The sequence below is a fragment of the Streptomyces sp. ISL-96 genome, assembly GCF_018614035.1.
Lineage (GTDB): Bacteria > Actinomycetota > Actinomycetes > Streptomycetales > Streptomycetaceae > Streptomyces.
The window spans coordinates 261,401-282,127 of the sequence record NZ_JAGGPA010000011.1 but is presented as its reverse complement, the minus strand read 5'-3'; the positions used below and the strand labels follow the sequence as shown (position 1 = coordinate 282,127).

Sequence of the window (20,727 nt, the reverse complement as noted above, 5' to 3'; positions counted from 1 at the left end):
GTGGAACCACATGCCCCCAGTAGATGAGACGATCCACGACCGCATCACCGAACTGGCCGACCTCAAGGAGACGGCGCGAAACGGCCCCGACCCGGCCGCCACCGAGCGCCAGCACGCCAAAGGCAAGCTGACCGCCCACGAGCGGATCGCGCTGCTCCTGGACAAGGGCTCCTTCAACGAGGTGGAGCCCTTGCGCCGGCACCGGGCCACCGGCTTCGGCCTGGAGCACAAGAAGCCGTACAGCGACGGTGTGATCACCGGCTGGGGCAGCGTGCACGGCCGCACGGTCTTCGTGTACGCCCACGACTTCCGGGTCTTCGGCGGCGCCCTCGGCGAGGCACACGCACAGAAGATCCACAAGATCCAGGACCTGGCCGAGTCGGCCGGCGCACCGCTGGTCTCGCTCAACGACGGCGCGGGAGCCCGCATCCAGGAGGGCGTGACCGCGCTCGCCGGCTACGGCGGCATCTTCCAGCGCAACACCAAGGCGTCGGGCGTCATCCCGCAGATCAGCGTGATGCTCGGCCCGTGCGCCGGTGGTGCGGCCTACTCCCCGGCCCTGACCGACTTCGTCTTCATGGTCCGCCACACCTCGCAGATGTTCATCACCGGGCCCGACGTCGTCAAGGCGGTCACCGGCGAGGAGATCAGCCAAAACGGCCTCGGCGGCGCCGATGTGCACTCCGCCGTCTCCGGCGTCGCGCACTTCGCGTACGACGACGAGGAGCACTGCATCGAGGACGTGCGCTACCTGCTGTCGCTGCTGCCCGCCAACAACCGCGAGCTGTCGCCCGTCGAGCGCTCGGGCGATCCGTCCGACCGTCTCAACGAGTCGCTGCTCGACCTGGTCCCGGCCGATCCCGGACAGGCGTACGACATCCGCAAGGTCATCGAGGAAGTCGTCGACGACGGCGAGTACTTCGAGGTGCATCCGGCCTGGGCGACCAACATCGTCTGCGCCCTGACCCGGCTCGACGGCCATGTCGTCGCCATCGTCGCCAACCAGCCCGCCGCCATGGCCGGCGTCCTGGACATCGAGGCCTCCGAAAAGGCCGCGCGCTTCGTGCAGTTCTGCGACGCCTTCAACATCCCGCTGGTCACCCTGGTCGACGTGCCCGGCTTCCTGCCCGGCGTGGACCAGGAGCACAACGGCATCATCCGGCGCGGCGCCAAGCTCCTGTACGCGTACTGCAACGCCACTGTGCCGCGGATCTCGCTGGTGCTGCGCAAGGCGTACGGCGGCGCCTACATCGTCATGGACTCCCGCTCCATCGGCGCCGACCTGGCGCTGGCCTGGCCCACCAACGAGATCGCGGTGATGGGCGCCGAAGGCGCGGCCAACGTCGTCTTCCGCCGTGAGATCAACGCGGCCGAGGACCCCGACGCCGTACGCGAGCAGCGCATCGCGGAGTACAAGGACGAGCTCATGCACCCCTACTACGCGGCCGAGCGCGGACTGATCGACGACGTCATCGATCCGCGCGAGACCCGTTCGGTGCTGATCCGCTCGCTCGACATGCTGCGGGCCAAGCACGCCGACCTGCCCTCGCGCAAACACGGCAACCCGCCGCAGTGAGCCGAAAGATACCTGTCAGCCCGCGTCATCCCTTGGTCAACTCACTGGCCCCGGGCCGTGGTTGCCGCACAAGCTCAGTTCCGTCTGCCTCCGAATTCCCCTCTCTCCTCCAGGTCTTAAGGGTGTCATGACTGCAGCACAAAGTAGTGAGCGTCCCTATGAGCAGCGTTGCGCGCAAGCGGTCAACGCGCTGCATTCGATCTCGTATTTCACCCCGGATCTGGGGACGGAACTCGAGCAGTTCGGTGTCACCGACCCCTTGAGCGTCTACCTTGCGTGCCGCTCGGCACCGCTCGGTGCGGTGGACGCCCCGGTCGTGACCGCGGTCTTCCACGGCTTCGCCCCCGCTTTCGTCGCGGAACGCGTGCCCGCGGTCTGGGACCTCGTGTCCCCGAAGCAAGCGGTCCTCGCACGCCAGAAGGCCATCGGTACGGCGCTCGAGCGGCTGCTCGGCTCCGAGGTCATCCGCTCACAGCAGATGGCCGAAGCGGCGAAACTGGCCACGGCTGCGGCTTCGGGAGGTTCCTTCCCCGGGCGCCCGCTGTACGCGGCCAACGCCGGCCTCGAGCAGCCCGACGAGCCGCACATCGCCCTGTGGCACGCCGCGACCATGCTCCGGGAGCACCGGGGCGACGGGCATGCCACGGTCCTCGGCCATCTCCAGCTGATCGGGGTCGAGGCACTCGTCCTCGACTGCGCCAGTGAGCGCGGCATGCCGAAGGAGGTCGTGATGCCCCAGCGAGGGTGGTCCGAGCAGGACTGGTCGGCCGCGCGGGAAAGGCTCGTTGAGCGCGACCTGGTCGACCGTGCGGGGGCGCTGACCGCCCGCGGGGTCGCGCTGCGGGACGAAATGGAGCACGAGACCGGCCGGCTGGACCGGGCACCGTACGCGGCCCTGGGCGACGCGGGTGTCGAGAAACTGGCCCGGTACGTCCGCGAACTGGTCACCACAGCGGCCGGATCCGGGGCGTTCATGCCGCAGCTGCGGGAGTTCTTCGCACCTGACGCCGACGCCTGGAACCGGCTCTGACGCAGTCCCCCGACAAGGCCGTGCACCGCTGCTTCGGCGGCCCCGCCGAGTGAAAGCCGAAGACCTGACCACACCAGGGGAGAGACCAACCATGCCCAGTTCCACCGCCCAGCGCTCCGCCCACCCGCAGATCTCACGCCCCGATTCCCACGCGGTCTACATGAGCTACTGGTTCGTGGACGGCGCAGAGCAGGGACGCGCGGTGCTCGACGAGATCATGGCCGTCTGGGAGAGCGCGCCCCGGCCCGAGGGCATCCTCACGTTCTCGTGCTACCTGAGCACCGGCAACGATGTCGTGCTGACGTACGCGCAGTGCACGGACGATGCCGTCTACCGGCCGTTCACGCGCGGCCTGAGCCTGCCCGCAGGCCCGGCGAGCACAGATCCGATCGAGTACCGCCTGCACCGCGACGTGCTGGTCGACCCGACGGGCCAGGCCCCGGGCGCCATGGTCGCCGCCAGCTTCGACGTGGACGGCTCACAGCGGCAACGCAACATTGTGGACGCGATCGTGCGCAATGTGCAGAGTGCGCCGGCGGACGAGCAGGCGGGCCTGATCGCCGCGCACTTCCACCTCAGCGTCGACGGCAGCCGCGTGATCAACTTCGCGGAGTGGACGGACGACGAGGCGCACATCGAGTTCCTCGGCGGCGACCTGAGCCGCAGGTCGCTGGAGATCGCCAACGAGATGCCCGGAGTCCGTCCCCTCGGCTTCAAGCGCTACCACCTCTACCGCAGCCTCGCCGCGTGACCGCACTCCCGGTCACGTCGCCTGGCAGCCCCACGTTATGTGTCGGACAGGAGCTGTCAGCTCCGCGGCAATTCGATTGCTTCTGTGCAACAGCCCGAAGAGGGTTGTCCCCAGAGTCCCGCATGCTGCACGGCCGGCGTCGATCCGACGCCGGCCGTGCAGCGTCTACGGGCGGGTGCGTCGTCGACGACGGCCTCGCCTGAAACCGCGCCCCGCGGGCCCTTGGCACCGCCATGAACGCGCATCTCTCACCAGCACCGGCACCGGCCCGCCGGCCTCATCGGCTTCTGTGACGTCCCCTCACCGTGCGGCGGCCCCGCCCGGCTTTCTCCGTACGCCCGTGACGTGCGGACACGACAAGGAGACCCGTATGACTTCGCTCCCTTCCCCTCTCGCTCCCGCCCCCGCCGATCTGCAGGAGAGGCTGCGCACTCTGGAGGACCGGGCCCAATTGGCCGCCCTGGTGGACCGGTTCGTTCACGGACTCGACGCATCAGGCCCACTGGCCGAGGACTGGTACCGCTCGCTGCTCACCGAGGATGTCCGGCTGGACCTCCCCAACGGCACCCACCGGGGCATCGACGGGCTGCCCGGCTTCATGAGCGCCCCCAAGGCGATGTGGGCGGGCACCCAGCACTACGCCACCAACTGCGTCATCGACGCGCACGGCGACCACGCCTCGATACGCGCCAACGTCCACGCCGTGCACGTCCCGCACGACACATCCGCCCCGCTCTTCACCGGCGGCGCCCACTACGACGTACGGGCCGAGCGGACCCAGGAGGGCTGGCGCATGGCGGAGCTGAACGTGAGCGTGCGGTGGACCGCGGGGGGAGGGCGCGGATAACCCCGGGCCCTGCTTCCGCGGTCCTTCATGTATGCGCCCAGCGAAGAAGAATTCAGAGCATGCCCCCGAAACAGGGGCGAGAGGAAGATTCCGCGATGAAAGCCCTGGTGTTGTCGGGCGGGTCGGGGACCCGTCTGCGGCCTTTCAGTTATTCCATGCCGAAGCAGCTCATACCCATCGCCAACAAGCCGGTTCTCCAGCACGTCCTGGAGAACATCCGCGATCTCGGCGTCACGGAGATCGGCATCATCGTGGGTGAGGGGCTGCCGCAGATCAGTGCCGTCCTCGGGGACGGTTCGGCTCTGGGCGTGAAGATCACCTACATCCCGCAGGACAAGCCGCTGGGTCTCGCTCACTGCGTGAGCCTGGCCCGGCCCTTCCTCGGCGACGACGACTTCGTGATGTACCTCGGCGACAACATGCTCACCGGGGGAGTCCAGCGCATCGCCGAGGACTTCGCCGCAGCCCGTCCCGCCGCACAGATCGTCGTCCAGAAGGTTGCCGACCCCCGCGCCTTCGGCGTCGCCGAACTCGACACCGAGGGCCGGGTGGAGCGGCTGGTCGAGAAGCCCAAGGAGCCGCGCAGCGACCTCGCGCTGGTCGGCGTCTACTTCTTCACCCCCGCCATCCACGCGGCGGTCGACGCCATCGAGCCCAGCCCACGCGGCGAGCTGGAGATCACCGACGCCATCCAGTGGCTGGTGACCGCCGGCGCCGACGTCCGGGCCAGCGAGTACGACGGCTACTGGAAGGACACCGGCCGCGTCGAGGACGTACTGGAGTGCAACCGCACCCTCCTGGACGATCTCAAGCCGCACGCGGTGGGCGAGGTCGACGAGGCCAGCACCCTGGTCGGTCCGATCGTCGTCGAGGAGGGGGCCCGGGTGGTGCGCTCGCGCATCGTCGGCCCGGCCATCATCGCCGCGGGCACGGTCGTCACCGACAGCTACATCGGCCCGTACACCTCCATCGGCAAGGACTGCGTGCTCAGCGACACGCACATCGAACAGTCCATCGTCCTGGACGGCGCGACCGTCTCCGAGGTGCGCGGTCTGCACAGCTCCCTCATAGGCCGCTCCGCCGCCGTGGTGCCCGCCGAGCACGACACCGTCCATCACCGGCTGGTCGTCGGCGACCACACCCGAGTCGAGGTAGCGGCATGAAGAAGATCCTGGTCACCGGCGGTGCGGGCTTCATCGGCTCGCACTACGTCCGCACCCTCCTGGACGACGGGTACGAGGACTGGGCGGGCGCCCATGTCACGGTCCTCGACAAGCTGACCTACGCGGGCAACCGCGACAACCTCCCCCCGTCGCACCCCCGGATGACCTTCGTGCACGGCGACATCTGCGACACCGAGCTGCTGCGCGGGCTGCTGCCCGGCCACGACGCGGTGGTCCACTTCGCCGCCGAGTCGCACGTGGACCGCTCCCTGGAGTCCGCCGAGGAGTTCGTCCGGACCAACGTGACCGGCACCCAGCGGCTCCTCGACGCGGCCCTCGCCGCCAGGATCCGCCGCGTCGTGCACGTCTCCACCGACGAGGTCTACGGCTCCATCGACGAGGGTTCGTGGACGGAGCAGTGGCCGCTCGAGCCCAACTCCCCCTACTCCGCGTCGAAGGCGTCCTCCGACCTGCTGGCCCGCTCCTACTGGCGCACCCACGGGCTGAACCTCTCGATCACCCGCTGCTCCAACAACTACGGGCCCTACCAGCACCCGGAGAAGCTCATCCCGCTGTTCGTCACCAACCTCATCGAGGGCGAGCAGGTCCCGCTGTACGGCGACGGCGGCAACATCCGCGAGTGGCTGCACGTCGACGACCACTGCCGGGCCATCGATCTGGTCCTCAACAGGGGCCGGGCGGGCGAGATCTACAACGTCGGCGGCGGCGACGAGCAGACCAACCTGGCCATCACCGAACGGCTCCTGGAGCTCACCGGAAGCGACCGGTCCAAGATCCGCCGCGTCGCCGACCGCAAGGGGCACGACCTGCGCTACTCGCTCGACGAGACCAAGATACGACAAGAGCTCGGGTACGCCCCGCGCATCTCCTTCGACCAGGGCCTCGCGGACACCGTTGCCTGGTACCACGACAACCCCAGCTGGTGGAAAGCCGTGAAGCACGCCAGCGAGAACACCGGCCGGCAGGCCCTGGAAGGGAAATCATGAACGTCCACAAGGGACTCATTCTCGACGAGACCAGGAAGTTCCACCTGGACACCCAGGACGGCGGCTCCTTCGTCCCCGGCACCACCGAGATCTGGCCCGCGGGCGCGGTCCTCGACGACAACGACCGCACGGCCCTGGTCGAGGCCGCCCTGGAGATGCGGATAGCCGCCGGACCCAGTGCGCGCAAGTTCGAGTCGCGGTTCGCCCGCAAGCTCAAGCGCCGCAAGGCGCACCTGACCAACTCGGGCTCCTCGGCCAACCTCCTCGCCATGACGGCGTTCACCTCGCACCTGCTCGAGGACCGCCGGCTGAGGCCGGGCGACGAGGTGATCACCGTCGCGGCGGGCTTCCCCACCACCGTCAACCCGATCATCCAGAACGCTCTGGTACCCGTCTTCGTCGACGTCGAGCTCGGCACGTACAACGCCACCGCGGCCCGCGTCGCCGAGGCGATCGGCCCGCGCACCCGGGCCATCATGATCGCCCATGCTCTCGGCAACCCCTTCGAGGTCGCCGAGATCGCCCAACTCGCCCAGGAACACAACCTGTTCCTGATCGAGGACAACTGCGACGCCGTCGGCTCGACGTATGACGGGCAGCTGACCGGCACCTTCGGTGACATCACGACCGTCAGCTTCTATCCGGCCCACCATCTGACCATGGGGGAGGGCGGCTGCGTACTGACCTCGAACCTGGCCCTCGCGCGGATCGTGGAGTCCCTGCGCGACTGGGGCCGGGACTGCTGGTGCGAGCCGGGCGAGACCGACAAGTGCCTCAAGCGGTTCAAGTACCAGATGGGCACGCTGCCCGAGGGCTACGACCACAAGTACATCTTCTCGCACGTCGGTTACAACCTGAAGGCGACCGATATCCAGGCCGCCCTCGGGCTGACCCAGCTCGACAAGCTGGACGACTTCGTCGACGCCCGCCGCCGCAACTGGCGCCGGCTGCGCGACGGCCTGGAGGGCGTACCGCACCTGATCCTGCCCAGGGCCACCGAACGCAGCGACCCGAGCTGGTTCGGGTTCGCGCTCACAGTGGACCCCGAGGCGCCGTTCAAGCGGGCGGAACTGGTGCAGTTCCTGGAGGACCGGAAGATCGGCACCCGGCGGCTGTTCGCCGGCAACCTGACCCGGCACCCGGCCTACATCGATCAGCCGCACCGCGTTGTCGGGGACCTGACCAACAGCGACATCATCACCGAGCAGACCTTCTGGGTCGGCGTCTACCCGGCACTGACCGACGAGATGCTCGACTATGTCGTCTCCTCGGTGAAGGAGTTCGTGGGGGGCCGCGCATGACCGTGTCCACTACCGCGGCGAGGGTGTCCACGCACGGGCACGGCTCGGCGAACGCCGCCGGGACCACCGTGCCGCGGTGCGGACGCTCCGCAGCACCCTGACCCGGTGTGGCCCGCAGTGATCTGACGGAACTTGACACAGGTCTGAAGCGGCAGCCCTTGAGATGTTCCTCCCGAGCGAAGAGGCTTGTGGCCAGGCTCCGCTGTCCTGGCCCGGCGCGAAAACTCGCCGTCGGTGAGGTTCGGCTCGGAGCCGCACGCGCGCACGCAACCCATACAGGACGCTTCCTCGGCCGACATGTACCAGGCCCCGCCCGAAGGCCTCCCGTGACTCCCTCCATCCGGCCTCGCTCTGGCGGGTACGGACGCCAAGCCGCTCTTCGGACGCAGGCAGGGGTTGACCTCAAGTGCGGTTCATATTTTAGCGTCCATGGCGCAGCAGGCCAGTTATCCGCCCCAGAGACAGGGAACCTCATGACCTCCGTAGCCGCGCCCCGCGCGAGCCGAAAAGAGTGGACCGGATTAGCAGTGCTGGCGATGCCGACACTGCTGATCGCGATGGACATGACCGTCCTGCACCTGGCGGTGCCCGCGATCACAGCGGACTTGCAGCCGAGCACCTCGCAGATGCTGTGGATCCTGGACATCTACGGCTTCCTCGTCGCCGGTCTGCTGATCACGATGGGAACACTCGGCGACCGGATCGGACGGCGCAAGCTCCTGCTGGCCGGTGCCGCCGCCTTCGGCGTGGCCTCGGTGCTCGCCGCGTTTTCCACCAGCGCCGAGATGCTCGTAGTGACCCGGGCGCTGCTCGGTGTCGCCGGCGCGACGCTGATGCCTTCCACCCTTTCGCTGATCCGCAACATGTTCCACGACGCGGCACAGCGCACGGTCGCCATCAGTGTCTGGATGACCTGCTTCGCGGTGGGCGGCGCCCTCGGCCCGCTGCTCGGCGGATTCCTGCTCGACCACTTCTGGTGGGGCTCGGCGTTCCTGATCGGTGTCCCGATCATGGTGATCCTTCTGGTACTCGGTCCGGTGCTGCTGCCGGAGCACCGTGACAGCGGCGCCGGCCGGCTGGACCTCGTCAGCGCCCTGCTGTCCCTTGTCGCCGTGCTGACGGTTGTCTACAGCCTCAAGCTGGTAGCCGAACACGGCGTGGGCTGGCAGAGCGTCGCGTTCATGGTGCTCGGCCTGAGCGTCGGGGTCCTCTTCATCCGCCGGCAAAAGACACTTGCCGACCCGCTGGTCGACCTCGAACTGTTCCGCGAGCGCACGTTCAGCGTCTCGGCCGTCCTTCTCACCGTCGGCATTCTCGTGATGGCCGGCTCACAGCTCTTCACGCTGCAATACCTCCAGCTGGTCCACGGACTCTCCCCGCTGCAGGCCGGCCTCTGGTCGCTGCCCAACGCGGCCGGGCTGATGGCCGGCGCCATGACGGCACCGGCTCTCGCGGCAAAGATCCGTCCCGGCTTCGTCATCGCGGGAGGCCTGGTCGTCGCGGCCGTCGGCCTGGCGATGCTCACCCTGGTCAGCGCGGACGCCGGCCTGGGACTCCTGGTGACGGCATCGGCCCTGATGGGTGCGGGCATCGGGCCGATGGCGGCCCTCGGCACCGACCTGATCGTCGGCTCGGCTCCGCCCGAGCGTGCCGGTGCGGCGTCGGCTATCTCAGAGACCACCACCGAGCTGGGTTCCGGGCTGGGAATCGCCGTCCTCGGCAGCATCGGCTTCGGTGTCTACCGCAGCGAGATCGGCGACACCATGCCGGCCGGTGTACACGACGAGGCGGCGCGCGAGTCGCTCGGTGGCGCCGTGGCGGCGGCCGGGAAACTCTCCACACAGGCCGGCGCGGAGCTGCTCACCGCCGCCCGCGAGGCCTTCGTCCTCGGGCTGCAGGTGACGGCACTGGTCAGTGCCGGGGTGGCTGTTCTCCTCGCGGTCCTGGCAGCGGCTCTGCTGCGAGAGGTCAAGCCGGGAGCCGCCGGCCACGGGGAGGCCGGGGACGCCGGCCCGAACGCCGTGACACCGCAGCCCGCCCCCCAGGGCGCGCGCGAGGTCCCAGCCGACGCCTGAGCCACCGAAGGCCAACCATCCGCACGACCATCGGCGCGGCGGGGCGAACCAACGCCCTGCCGCGCCGGCCACAACAGCTGGAGGCACACACCATGGGGCGCTCGGACAGCAGGACCACCAGGGTCGAGTTCGTTCTCGATGTCATCTGCGCGGCCTCGTACGTCGCGTACGTGCGACTGGAGCGCGCGATCGAGCGAGTGCGGGCCGATGGGGGCGAGGTGGAGGTCGTCTTCCGTCCCTTCCAGCTCGCCCCCGACGCGGGCTTCACCGGCGAGCCGCTCCTCGAGGTACTCGCAGAGAGGTTCGGCGCGCACGTCGTGGCGGAGACCGAGCAGGCGGCCGCGGACGCGCTGGACGACGGCGTGACGCTCGACTACGGGCGGGCGCTGGCCGCCGACACCTTCGAGGCACACCGCCTCATCGCGTCCGCCGCGGCGCGCGGCCTGGCCGAGCCCATGGTCGAGCGGCTGTTCCGGGCCCACTTCACCGACGGCCTGAACATCGCCCAGGCCCCCGTCCTGGACCGGCTGGCCGCCGAGACCGGTGTCGAGGCGAATGACGCATCCGCCGCCGAACTGCACGCCGAACTCTCCCGCATCCGCGCCGGCGGCATCCGCTCGGTGCCCCGGATCTCCTTCAACAACGGGCCCACGCTCACCGGGGCGCAGCCGGAGAAGACGTACGAGAAGGCACTGCGCTCGGCCGGCACGACGCCCTGACCACTGTCCCGGACCGCTTCCGGGTCATCTCTCGGGGCAGGCGCGCCTGCCCGCCCATGTGAATTGGAGCCACCCATGCGGGTCTTGTTCGCGGTATTCCCGGCCACAGCGCATCTGCATCCCATAACGCCGCTGGCATGGGCATTGCAGAACGCGGGCCACGAGGTGCGGGTCGTCAGCCACCCGGAAATGGCCGGACCCATCAGCACCGTGGGTCTCACACCGGTTCCCCTCGGACAGACGGTGGACCCCAGGGCCACGGCGCCGGACATCCGTCCACAACTCGATCGGGTCACCCGCGCGCTGGCCCTGACCTCCGATTCCCGTCCGTGGGAAACCTTCAGCCGGCAGGTGCTGCCCGCACTCGCGAAGTACTTCCCCGCCGAGCCCGCGGCCACCGGCCACCGCGACATGCTGGACGACCTCGTCGAATTCACCCGCACCTGGCAGCCCGACCTGGTGCTCTGGGATCCCGCGTTCCTCCCCGCGCCCATCGCCGCGCGCCTCAGCGGCGCGGCGCACGCCCGGATGATGTGGGGCCCGGACTACTTCGCCTGGTCCCGGCAGAAGTTCCTCAAGCGGCCGCAGCCGCCGGGCGCGGCCCCGGTCGAGGATCCCCAACTCGCCCTGCTTACACCTCTGCTGGAGCGTTACGGCATGGAGTTCGACGAGGAGCTGCTGCTCGGCCAGTGGACCGTCGACCCCTTGCCCGCAGCGCTGCGGCTGCCGCTGGACACCCGGTCCGTATCGGTGCGCTGGGTCCCGTTCAACGGTTCGTCCGCCGTCCCCGAATGGCTGCACGAGCCGCCGAAGCTGCCACGGGTCTGCCTCTCGCTCGGCATCACCGAGCGCGAGCGTTCCAAGGACGGCCAGTTCTCGATCTCCGAGCTGCTCGGCATGGTGGCCGAACTCGACATCGAACTCGTCGCCACCTTGAACTCCGACCAGATGGCCTCGCTGGACAGCGTCCCCGACAACGTCCGTACGGTCGACTACCTGCCCCTCAACCAACTCCTGCCGAGCTGCTCGGCGATCATCCACCACGGCGGGTACGGCACCTACGCGGCCGCGGTCGCGCACCGGGTGCCGCAGCTCATCACCTGGAAGGAAGGCGGCGAATCGACCGGCACCGCACGGCACGTCACCGAGCGCGGCGCCGGCCTGGCCATGGACCGTGAGCAGTTCTCGGCGGCCGGACTCAAACAACAGCTGGTCCGCATCCTGGAGGAGCCCTCGTTCAAGGACGGTGCGGCCGGGCTGTATGCGGACGCCCTGGCAACACCCGCTCCACAGGAGATCGTCCCGCTCCTCGAGCGGCTGACCGCACAACACCGGAGCTGATCCGGTCGCGCCCGCGGTGTCCCAGCGCCGGCACACCGCCCCCCCTGCCTCGTGGTTCGTCTTCCCTCACCGCCCCGTTCTTTCCGGAGGAAAAAGTGATCAACGTCTTTCAGCCCAGCCTGGGCGATGAGGAACTCCAGGCGGTATCCGAGGTGTTCGCCAGCAACTGGCTGGGCCACGGGCCGCGCACCAAGGACTTCGAGGCACAGTTCGCCGGCCACCTCGGCGTCGACCCCGAACAGGTGCTCTTCATCAACTCCGCCACGGCCGGGCTCTTCCTCGCGACCGAGCTGCTGGAACTCGGCCCCGGCGACGATGTGGTACTCCCCTCGGCCAGCTTCGTCGCCGCGGGCAACGCGGTCGCCGCGACCGGCGCCCGCCCGGTCTTCTGCGATGTCGACGCACGCACCCTCAACCCGACCGCCGCCGATGTCGAACGGGCTCTGACCCCCCGCACCAAGGCAGTCCTGGTCCTCCACTACGGCGGCTATCCCGGCGACATCGCCGCGATCGCCGCACTGTGCGAGGAACGCGGCATCCCGCTCATCGAGGACGCGGCCTGCGCGGTGGCCTCCAGCGCGGACGGCACCGCCTGCGGGACCTTCGGTGATGTCGCCATGTGGAGCTTCGACTCGATGAAGGTCCTGGTCACCGGTGACGGCGGAATGCTCTACGTCAAGGACCGTGAACTGGCCCGCAAGGCCCGCCAGCTGGCATACCACGGTCTGCAGCAGTCCAACGGATTCGCCGCCGCCAAGGTCTCCCCCCGCTGGTGGGAGCTGGACGTGCAGAATTTCGGCCGCCGGGTGATAGGCAACGACATCACCGCGGCCATCGGCATCGTCCAGCTCCGCAGGCTCCCGCAGTTCGTGGCGCGGCGCCGCGAGATCGCTGAGCACTACGACCGTCTGCTCGCCGGCGTTCAGGGCGTAACGCTGCCTCCGGCCCTGCCGCAGGGGCACGCCTCCTCGTACTACTTCTACTGGGTGCAGCTGGACCCGGCCATCCGCGACCAGGTCGCAGCCGATCTGCTGGAGCAGGACATCTACACCACCCTGCGCTACCCGCCGCTGCACAAGGTCCCGGCGTACCAGGCCGAACACCTGGCGCTGCCCGGCACCGAGGCATGCGCGGACAGCACGCTGCTGCTGCCCCTGCACCAGGGACTCGATGACACGCAGGTGCACAGCATCGCGGCCGCGCTGCGCAAGTCCGTTGAACACCGCTGCGCGTCGACCGGGAACTGAGCGGACCTCTCACGGCGAGGTGTTCACCTCGTCGAATCGAGCAAGTAGAGCGTAACGGCACGTGCGCGCCGTATCTCCTGGCAGACGTCCGTGCGGCGCCATTTGATGAAATGACGTCGACAGGGATGTGGAACGGCAGTGGACATAGCAGAGCTGGATATACCCGGGGTGTTCGTCGTCACTCCGGAATTCCGAAAGGACGAACGCGGTTCCTTCTTCGAAGGAATGCGGGAGGACGAATTCGAAAGGGTCATGGGGCGGAGCTTCGTACCGCGCCAGATCAATTACTCGGTGTCGCAGAACAACACCCTGCGCGGCATCCACAGCGTGACCAGCCCCCCCGGCCAGGCAAAGTTCGTCACCTGCGTCCGGGGGGCGCTGCGTGACTTCGTGGTGGACCTGCGGCCGGGCTCACCCACCTTCGGGGCTTTTGCGAGCAATGTCCTGGACCCCGAGTCCGGCCGGTCCGTCTTCGTTCCGGAGGGCGTCGGCCACGGCTTCCTCGCCCTCGCCGACGACTCGTGCATCTCCTACGTCCTGTCCAGCGTGTACGTGCCCGGCACCCAGATCGACATCAACCCGCTCGACCCCGACCTGGCCCTCCCCTGGGGCTGGACCCGGCCGCCCCTGATGTCCGAGAAGGACGCGAACGCCATGTCGCTGCGGCAGGCCGAAGAGGCCGGACTGCTCATGCCGTACCGCGCCCCGGACGCCCGGCACCCCGCCTGACCACCCGTCATATCCCTTTGCCCCACCCTCAGGAGTACGCCATGTCGGCTACGTTCGTCACGACCGCAGTCGGCCCGACTGCCCTGCAGCCCCGCGAGAACGCCGCGACCGCCGACCGGATAGCCCGGTCGGCGGCGAGCACGGCCGGCGCGCAGCTGAGCACCGAGGCATTCCCCAACTGGCTCGAAGGCCGCCGCAGGGCGCACCGGTTCCGGGTCGAGAGGATCCCGTTCGACGCACTCGACGGCTGGTCGTTCGAGGAGGGCACCGGGAACCTGGTGCACCGCAGCGGCCGGTTCTTCTCCGTGGAGGGACTGCACGTCACCCACGAGGAGGGGGCGTTCCCCCAGTGGCACCAGCCGATCATCAAGCAGCCCGAGATCGGCATCCTGGGCATCCTGGTCAAGGAGTTCGACGGGGTCCTGCACTTTCTCATGCAGGCCAAGATGGAGCCCGGCAACCGAAACCTGCTCCAGCTCTCGCCGACCGTGCAGGCCACCCGCAGCAACTACACCAAGGTCCACGAAGGCGCGGACGTGAAGTACATCGACTACTTCGTCCGGCCCGGCGAGGGCCGTGTCCTGGCCGACGTACTCCAGTCCGAGCACGGCTCCTGGTTCCTGCACAAGAGCAACCGCAACATGATCGTCGAGGCCGTCGGCGACGTTGTGCTCGACGAGGACTTCTGCTGGCTGACCCTCGGCCAGATCGGCGAGCTCCTGCACCGCGACAACGTCGTCAACATGGACTCCCGCACGGTGCTGGCCTGCGCACCCTTCCCGGACACGGCCACCGGCGCGCTGCACTCCGACACCGAACTGCTGTCGTGGATCACCGCCGAGCGCTCCCGGCACAACGTGAGCACCCGCCGTCTACCGCTGGACGCGCTCCCCGGCTGGCAGCGAGGCGAGAAGGCCATCGACCACGAGGACGGCCGGTACTTCCGTGTCGTCGCGGTGTCCGTCCAGGCGGGCAGCCGCGAGGTCTCCGGATGGACCCAGCCGCTGTTCGAGCCGTACGGCCTCGGCGTCGCCGCCTTCCTGACCCGATGGATCGACGGGGCGCTGCACGTCCTGGTGCACGCCCGCGTCGAGGGCGGCTTCCTCGACACCATCGAACTCGGCCCCACCGTCCAGTACACCCCCGACAACTACGCCCACCTGCACGGCGACGAACGCCCCGGCTACCTCGACGAGGTACTGGCAGCCGGGCCCGACCGGATCCGCTACGAGGCCCTGCACTCGGAGGAGGGCGGCAGGTTCCTCAACGCGGAGAGCCGCTACCTGCTGGTCGAGGCGGACGAGGCGACCGCCCCGCTGGACCCGCCCGCCGGGTACCGCTGGGTCACCCCCGGCCAGCTCACCTCCCTGGTCAGGCACGGCCACTACGTCAACGTCCAGGCCCGCACCCTGCTCGCCTGCCTCCGCGCGACCGGGGCCGGTGCCTGATGTCCGCCCTGCGGATCGGTGTCCTCGGCTGTGCGGACATCGCACGCCGCCGCATGCTGCCGGCGATGGCGGCCACGCCCGGCGTGCACGTCGCGGCCGTCGCGAGCCGCGACACCGGCCGGGCCCGCGAACTCGCCGGACACTTCGACGCCCGCCCGGTGCACGGCTACGCCGCTCTGCTGGCCCGGGACGACATCGACGCGGTGTACATACCGCTGCCCGCGGCCCTGCACGCCCAGTGGGCCGAGGCGGCGCTGCGCGCCGGCAAGCACGTCCTCGCCGAGAAGCCGCTCACCACCGACCTCGCCGCCACGCAGCGACTGCTCGACCTGGCGACCAAGTCGGGCCTGTTCCTGATGGAGAACGTCATGTTCGTCCATCACTCCCAGCACAAGGCCGTCGAAAAGCTCCTGGCCGACGGTGCGATCGGCGAACTGCGCTCCTTCCAGGCGGTGTTCGCGGTGCCCCGGCTGCCGGTCGGTGACATCCGCTACCGCCCCGAACTCGGCGGCGGCGCCCTGTGGGACACCGGGGTCTACCCGCTGCGGGCCGCCCTGCACTTCCTGGGCGAGCGGCTCGGCGTCGTCGGCGCCACCCTCTCGCACGGCCCCGCCGACTCGGTGGACACCTCGGGCGCGGTGCTGCTGCGCGCCCCGAACGGGGTCGGCGTCCAGCTGTCCTTCGGCCTCGACCACGGATACCGCTCGGCGTACGAGCTGTGGGGGAGCGAGGGCAGCATCACCGTCGAGCGGGCGTTCACCCCGCCCGCCGACCACCGCCCCCGGGTCCGCCTCGAGCGGCGCGGCCGCGCCAAGGAAGTGCTGCTGCCCGCCGACGACCAGGTGGCGCGCACGGTGGCCGCGTTCGCCCGGGCCGTGCGCTCCCAAGCCGCCCCCGATCCGGTGATGGTCAGTCAGGCGCGATTGCTCCAGGACGTCCGGGCGCGCGCGTCGGCGTGATCCCAACCGCCGGGCGATTCCCCCGGTGCGACCTGATGCGGCGCCGTCGGCCTTTTGCGTACCGGCCGGGCGGCGCCTCGTCCGTCCGGGGGCCCGCTCAGCCGGTCCGACGGCCCGGCTCTCACGCAACCGAACCAGGAGTCCGGAAAGGACACAGAACGTGACAAACATGACCACCCCCACCCCCGCTCTCGACACCGAGCACCTCTTCCGCGTGGAAAGAGGTGTGCCCACCGAAGAGGAGACGGCCGCACTCGCCGTGGTGCTCCTCATGCGGCTGTCCGGCGCGCCGAGCGCCACCGAGGAGCCGGTTCCCGCGCCCGCCGACTGGCGCAGCCCCGACCGCGCCCACGGCCACCGTGCACCCCGCAGCTGGCGCACCGCAGCGCGCCGCCCCGAGCCGGGCACCGGAGAGAGCGGATGACGAAACTCCAGACAGGCCCGACGACGCCTTCCCCCACCGGCCGGGCCCCAGGGACGTACACCGTGACACCCCTGCGCACTCTCGTACGCCGCCGCATCGCGTGGAGCTTCGGCCGCCACCAGGGGCCGCCGAGCAAAACCGGCTGTCTCCTCCCCGGCCCGCCCTCCCTCAGACCTTCCGATCCCAGCGTGCACGAGGAGTTCTGATCACATGGCGCAGCCACCGAATTCCGGTGCCCCAAAAATCCGCGAGATCACCCTCGATGCCGACGGCGTCCCCATGTCCGCGCTGCTCGCCGAACCGGCCACGCAGCCGCCGCGCGCCGTGGTGGTCGCCATCCACGGCGGCGGCATGCGGGCAGGCTACTTCGACAGCCGCTCTCGCCCCGGGCTCTCACTGCTGGCTCTGGGGGCCGAACTCGGCTACACCGTACTGGCCGTCGACCGCCCCGGCTACGGTCTGTCCCTCGCGCAGCTGCCCGAGGGACAGACCGTCACCGACCAGGCGGTCACCCTGCATGCCGCGCTGGCCGACTTCGCCGCCACCCATGACACCGGGGCGGGCTTCTTCCTCGTGGCCCATTCCAACGGCGGCAAGCTCGCGCTGGCCGCCGCCGCGGACGAACGCGGTAGCGGCCTGATCGGCTTGGACATCTCCGGACTCGGCAACCGCCTCGCCGTGGACCCGCACCAGTTGCCCGGCCGTGGCAGGCACGGAGACTGGCGCCGGCACTGGGGAGCCCTGCGGCTCTATCCGCCGGATGCCTTCCGGCTCGGCCGCGCACTGGTCTGCCCGGTTCCGGCCGCCGAAGCACTGCAGGGCCCGCTGTGGCCGGAACTGTACCCCCCCATCGCGTCCCTGGTGCGGGTGCCGGTGCGCTTCACCTTCGCCGAGCAGGAGCAGTGGTGGCTGTTCGACGAGGAGGCCATAGCCGCTCTGCGGCATCCACTGTCGGGGGCGAAGACGACAGTCGACCTCCAACCGGACGCCGGGCACAACATCAGCCTCGGCTGGGCGGCCCGTACCTACCACCTCAGGGCTCTCGGGTTCCTCGAGGAGTGCCTCCTGGCGCAGGACGCGGCACCGCCCGGGACCCGGCAGTGGAGCAGGAAGTCACAACCCGACAGTGAAGGAGCGGACAACCGACATGCAGATGCCCCTCGAGCACACACGTACGCATGAGAACCGGATCGCGGCCCATGGCGGCCGGCGTGAGGCACTGGCACGCCCTGCCGTTGAGCCCGGAACCGGGCGGCCCGTGCTCCTGGCCGGCGAGGAAGAAGACATCCCCGACCGTCACATCTTCCGCGGCATCGACTGAACCGGGCCAGCAGGAACAACCATGAATCGCTCTCCCCGCCGCTGAGGTGACCGCGACTGTCACAGCCGGCCTCCGGCGTTCCCCCACGCCAACCAGCTCCGACAGAACCCGTACGTCACCGGTACCTGACAAGAGGAGAACCCCTTGGTCACCTACTTCGACGCCGTCAACGAAGCCCTGGAACGCCTCGACGACATGGGGTACGAGCGCGGGGAACGTGGTGAACTGGTCAACCACGGCCCGATGGCAGCCGAAACACTGGCCGTCCTGGGCCACGGCGACCAGATCGGCACCTGGGTCGAGGTCTACCGGGCCAAACCACATCACGACAGGCCCGCACCCTCCTTTCCGCTCAACGCGTCGGACGAAGCCACCTGGCGTGCCGCGTTGGGCGATTTCAGCCGGGCCGGGGACTGGGAGCAGCTATTCGTCCAGGAACTGGCCGATACTCCCTGGCGCGACGTGCTCGTCCGATGGTGGCCACGACTCATCTCCGGCCTCCTGGCCGGCATCACGCACGGCGCGATCCGAACGGCGCACGCCGTGCGCAGCCTGGCCGCCACCCCCCAACCGAGTCAGATGCAGCTCACTGAGCTCGCGCGAGGGCTTGCCTACTGGGCGGCCCGATACCGCAGCCTTCCAGGGAACGCGGACTTCCGGGGAACGACCAGCCTCGCGCAGGCCGTGGCGGAACTTCCTCGCGAACTGCTGGAAGACTTCCTGCATCCACCGAAGGCGAGAGTGACTTCGAGGCAGAGACTTCACCGGATCGCCGAACTCCCCGGATACACCAAGGCGCTGCGGGCAGTCGCCCCCAAGGACCCGCACCTGCTCCTCAGCGAAATGACAGCCGAGTTCGCCGGTCTCTATCTCGTCCACACCGAGATCTATCCCATACCACTGCTCCACGGCGTGACACTTCCGGCCGCCGTCCGGATCGTCCTGCCCCACCTTCCGACGGAAATGCATCTGCCGACCGTGGCCGCCGTCTGGCAGCTCCATGTGGCGCTTCTTCTCTCCTTTACCGGCGGCCGCCGTGGTGAGGACACGGCGTTCGAAACCGCACTGAAAACCGAGGTCCCGCCATTCAACGAACTGGTGGCCCGTTCCGTGGAGCACAAGGACGAGCACGTCATCAAGTTCACCGAGGCGTGTCTACGCGAGAACGGCCTGCGCCCCGACCCTCGCTACGCCGCCGCGGCCCAGGCAGCGCATCAGCGCATTCCCACCCCTGAACTCGGCCTCATTCCGTGAGCCCTTTCCAACCTCACGGTACTGACCGCGAGTTAAACCCTCCTGCGCAACGACGAAGCTCCTGGTAGACGGGTTCTCGACCAAGATCACCCGTGTCTGTCAGGAGCTTCGCGTGCTTGTCTACCCCTCCTCGATTGATCTGTCCAGCCGCACTCTGCGGTATCTGGGCAGGCAACTAGCTGTCCGGCAGCGGGAGATCGGGACGCGATGGCGGCGCCTGACGGCCGGCCGCCAAGCCCTGCTGGCCCTGGCCCATCTGCGGTGTGGCGACACCTATGCCCAGCTCGCTGCCGGGTTCGGCATCGGGATCGCGACCGTGTACCGCTACATACGCGAGGCCGTCGAGGTGCTGGCTGCTCGCGCCCCGTCCCTGGCAGAGGCGATGAAGGCGAGCCGAAAGAAGGCGTTCGTCATCCTCGACGGCACCCTGCTGCCGATCGACCGCATCGCCGCCGACACCCCGTACTACTCGGGGAAGCACAAACGCCACGGCATGAACATCCAGGTTCTCACCGATCCGTTCGGACGCCTGCTCTGGGCCTCGCCCGCCCTGCCCGGCTCCACCCATGACCTCACCGCTGCCCGACAGCACGGGATCGTCGACGCACTCGCCGCCGCGGGGCTGAAGTGCTGGGCGGACAAGGCATATCAAGGAGCAGGCGGGACTGTTCGGGTCCCGTTCCGGGGCCGTCGCCTCAAGCGATGGAAGCGGCGTCACAACAGCAGCCATGCCAAGATCCGCTGCCTCGGCGAGCAGGCCATGGCCACCCTCAAGGGTTGGCGCCTGCTCCGAAAGCTCCGCTGCAGCACCAACCGCATCACTGACATCGTGAAGGCCGTCCTCGTCCTTCACCACGCCTCAACCTGAGGTTGGAAAAGGCTCAATGACTGCCAGCTGAGACCGGCCGCGAGTCGACTGGGTTGGATGACACAACGATTGGCTTCGCTGACAAAGGACAGCATTCGCCCACGGCAGACGAGAAAGAACTCCAAGGACTGGAAACCTCCGCCGGGAGCATGTCAACGTACAACGTCCCGGAAATCACCAGGTCAGCTGGTGCAGCTACTCCGGTGTGGCCCGGGGTTGCGACTGATCCGCAACCCCGCACCGCCCGGGCGCTCTCTGGCGTGGTATGCGAGATCCGCATCACCCGATCAGTCCTCGTCGTCCTTTTTCGGAATTCGCCCACGGCAGACGAGAAAGAGCCTGGAAAGGCTGGAACCCCTTCCAGGGATATGTCAACGTACAACACCCCGGAAGCGCCGAGTCGGTAAGCGGCCCACCGGGCAACCCGATGAGGAGTCTTTTCTGCCGATGCGTGCGCTCCGATTTATCCGACTGACCGGCCATGCCCTCTTCGCTTTCGGTGCCCATGGCGCATGAGCTGCGCGCAACACTTCCAAACTGCGGGGGCACTGGCGGGGGCGGCAACTGAGGGCGGAGCCCGGCCGGGAGCGAGCGGAACATAGCCCGTGATCGCCGGTTAGCCAAACCGGCGATCGCCGTGACCATCGAGGTGTTCGCATTCGGCTGT

General features: G+C 69.0%; 20 protein-coding genes. All 20 read left to right on the top strand.

Features of this window, described 5'->3' with window-relative positions; translation table 11 throughout:
- Window positions 1–10: 10 nt before the first annotated feature.
- The 20 genes from J7E96_RS08500 to J7E96_RS08405 all read left to right on the top strand — a co-directional run bounded on the left by J7E96_RS08500 (window position 11) and on the right by J7E96_RS08405 (window position 20,060).
- Window positions 11–1,576: an acyl-CoA carboxylase subunit beta gene (locus J7E96_RS08500; RefSeq protein WP_215129074.1), complete on the top strand. Its 1,566-nt coding sequence runs from the start codon at window positions 11–13 to the stop codon at window positions 1,574–1,576.
- Between the two features lie 127 nt (window positions 1,577–1,703).
- Entirely contained in the window at window positions 1,704–2,606 is a 903-nt protein-coding gene (locus J7E96_RS08495; RefSeq protein ID WP_215129072.1) for a hypothetical protein, read from the top strand.
- Window positions 2,607–2,697: 91 nt separating this feature from the next.
- The gene (locus J7E96_RS08490; protein WP_215129070.1) at window positions 2,698–3,357 is read left to right on the top strand and encodes an antibiotic biosynthesis monooxygenase; all 660 of its coding nucleotides are present in this window, start codon (window positions 2,698–2,700) and stop codon (window positions 3,355–3,357) included.
- 370 nt (window positions 3,358–3,727) lie between these two features.
- Window positions 3,728–4,204 (top strand): nuclear transport factor 2 family protein, encoded by a 477-nt coding sequence (locus J7E96_RS08485; RefSeq protein WP_215129068.1) that lies wholly within the window; start codon window positions 3,728–3,730, stop codon window positions 4,202–4,204.
- A 95-nt stretch (window positions 4,205–4,299) separates the two neighbouring features.
- The gene (locus J7E96_RS08480) at window positions 4,300–5,367 is read left to right on the top strand and encodes a glucose-1-phosphate thymidylyltransferase (RefSeq protein WP_215129066.1); all 1,068 of its coding nucleotides are present in this window, start codon (window positions 4,300–4,302) and stop codon (window positions 5,365–5,367) included.
- Window positions 5,364–6,374 (top strand): dTDP-glucose 4,6-dehydratase, encoded by a 1,011-nt coding sequence (gene rfbB / locus J7E96_RS08475; RefSeq protein WP_215129064.1) that lies wholly within the window; start codon window positions 5,364–5,366, stop codon window positions 6,372–6,374. Before J7E96_RS08480 ends, rfbB begins: the two co-directional genes overlap by 4 nt.
- Window positions 6,371–7,675: a lipopolysaccharide biosynthesis protein RfbH gene (gene rfbH / locus J7E96_RS08470; protein WP_215129062.1), complete on the top strand. Its 1,305-nt coding sequence runs from the start codon at window positions 6,371–6,373 to the stop codon at window positions 7,673–7,675. Before rfbB ends, rfbH begins: the two co-directional genes overlap by 4 nt.
- A gap of 473 nt (window positions 7,676–8,148) precedes the next feature.
- On the top strand, window positions 8,149–9,750 hold the full coding sequence (locus J7E96_RS08465) for an MFS transporter (protein WP_215129060.1): 1,602 nt from the start codon (window positions 8,149–8,151) through the stop codon (window positions 9,748–9,750).
- Between the two features lie 92 nt (window positions 9,751–9,842).
- A complete protein-coding gene (locus J7E96_RS08460; RefSeq protein WP_215129058.1) occupies window positions 9,843–10,469 on the top strand; it encodes a DsbA family oxidoreductase in 627 nt (208 codons plus the stop codon).
- 75 nt (window positions 10,470–10,544) lie between these two features.
- The gene (locus J7E96_RS08455) at window positions 10,545–11,810 is read left to right on the top strand and encodes an activator-dependent family glycosyltransferase (protein WP_215129056.1); all 1,266 of its coding nucleotides are present in this window, start codon (window positions 10,545–10,547) and stop codon (window positions 11,808–11,810) included.
- Between the two features lie 95 nt (window positions 11,811–11,905).
- Window positions 11,906–13,057, top strand: coding sequence for a DegT/DnrJ/EryC1/StrS aminotransferase family protein (locus tag J7E96_RS08450; RefSeq protein WP_215129054.1), 1,152 nt, complete (start codon window positions 11,906–11,908; stop codon window positions 13,055–13,057).
- A gap of 138 nt (window positions 13,058–13,195) precedes the next feature.
- Window positions 13,196–13,786: a dTDP-4-dehydrorhamnose 3,5-epimerase family protein gene (locus J7E96_RS08445; RefSeq protein WP_215129052.1), complete on the top strand. Its 591-nt coding sequence runs from the start codon at window positions 13,196–13,198 to the stop codon at window positions 13,784–13,786.
- 41 nt (window positions 13,787–13,827) lie between these two features.
- Window positions 13,828–15,234: an NDP-hexose 2,3-dehydratase family protein gene (locus J7E96_RS08440; RefSeq protein WP_215129050.1), complete on the top strand. Its 1,407-nt coding sequence runs from the start codon at window positions 13,828–13,830 to the stop codon at window positions 15,232–15,234.
- Entirely contained in the window at window positions 15,234–16,193 is a 960-nt protein-coding gene (locus J7E96_RS08435) for a Gfo/Idh/MocA family protein (protein WP_215129048.1), read from the top strand. The genes J7E96_RS08440 and J7E96_RS08435 overlap by 1 nt, the downstream gene beginning before the upstream one ends.
- Before the next feature lie 169 nt (window positions 16,194–16,362).
- Window positions 16,363–16,617 (top strand): acyl-CoA carboxylase subunit epsilon, encoded by a 255-nt coding sequence (locus tag J7E96_RS08430; RefSeq protein WP_215129259.1) that lies wholly within the window; start codon window positions 16,363–16,365, stop codon window positions 16,615–16,617.
- Complete coding sequence (locus tag J7E96_RS08425) at window positions 16,614–16,823, top strand: hypothetical protein (RefSeq protein WP_215129046.1); 210 nt, start codon at window positions 16,614–16,616, stop codon at window positions 16,821–16,823. The genes J7E96_RS08430 and J7E96_RS08425 overlap by 4 nt, the downstream gene beginning before the upstream one ends.
- A 4-nt stretch (window positions 16,824–16,827) precedes the next feature.
- Window positions 16,828–17,799, top strand: coding sequence for an alpha/beta hydrolase (locus J7E96_RS08420; RefSeq protein ID WP_215129044.1), 972 nt, complete (start codon window positions 16,828–16,830; stop codon window positions 17,797–17,799).
- The gene (locus tag J7E96_RS08415) at window positions 17,765–17,938 is read left to right on the top strand and encodes a hypothetical protein (RefSeq protein WP_215129042.1); all 174 of its coding nucleotides are present in this window, start codon (window positions 17,765–17,767) and stop codon (window positions 17,936–17,938) included. Before J7E96_RS08420 ends, J7E96_RS08415 begins: the two co-directional genes overlap by 35 nt.
- 144 nt (window positions 17,939–18,082) lie before the next feature.
- On the top strand, window positions 18,083–19,192 hold the full coding sequence (locus tag J7E96_RS08410) for a questin oxidase family protein (protein ID WP_251069553.1): 1,110 nt from the start codon (window positions 18,083–18,085) through the stop codon (window positions 19,190–19,192).
- 112 nt (window positions 19,193–19,304) lie between these two features.
- The gene (locus tag J7E96_RS08405; RefSeq protein WP_215129040.1) at window positions 19,305–20,060 is read left to right on the top strand and encodes a transposase family protein; all 756 of its coding nucleotides are present in this window, start codon (window positions 19,305–19,307) and stop codon (window positions 20,058–20,060) included.
- Window positions 20,061–20,727: the final 667 nt, after the last annotated feature.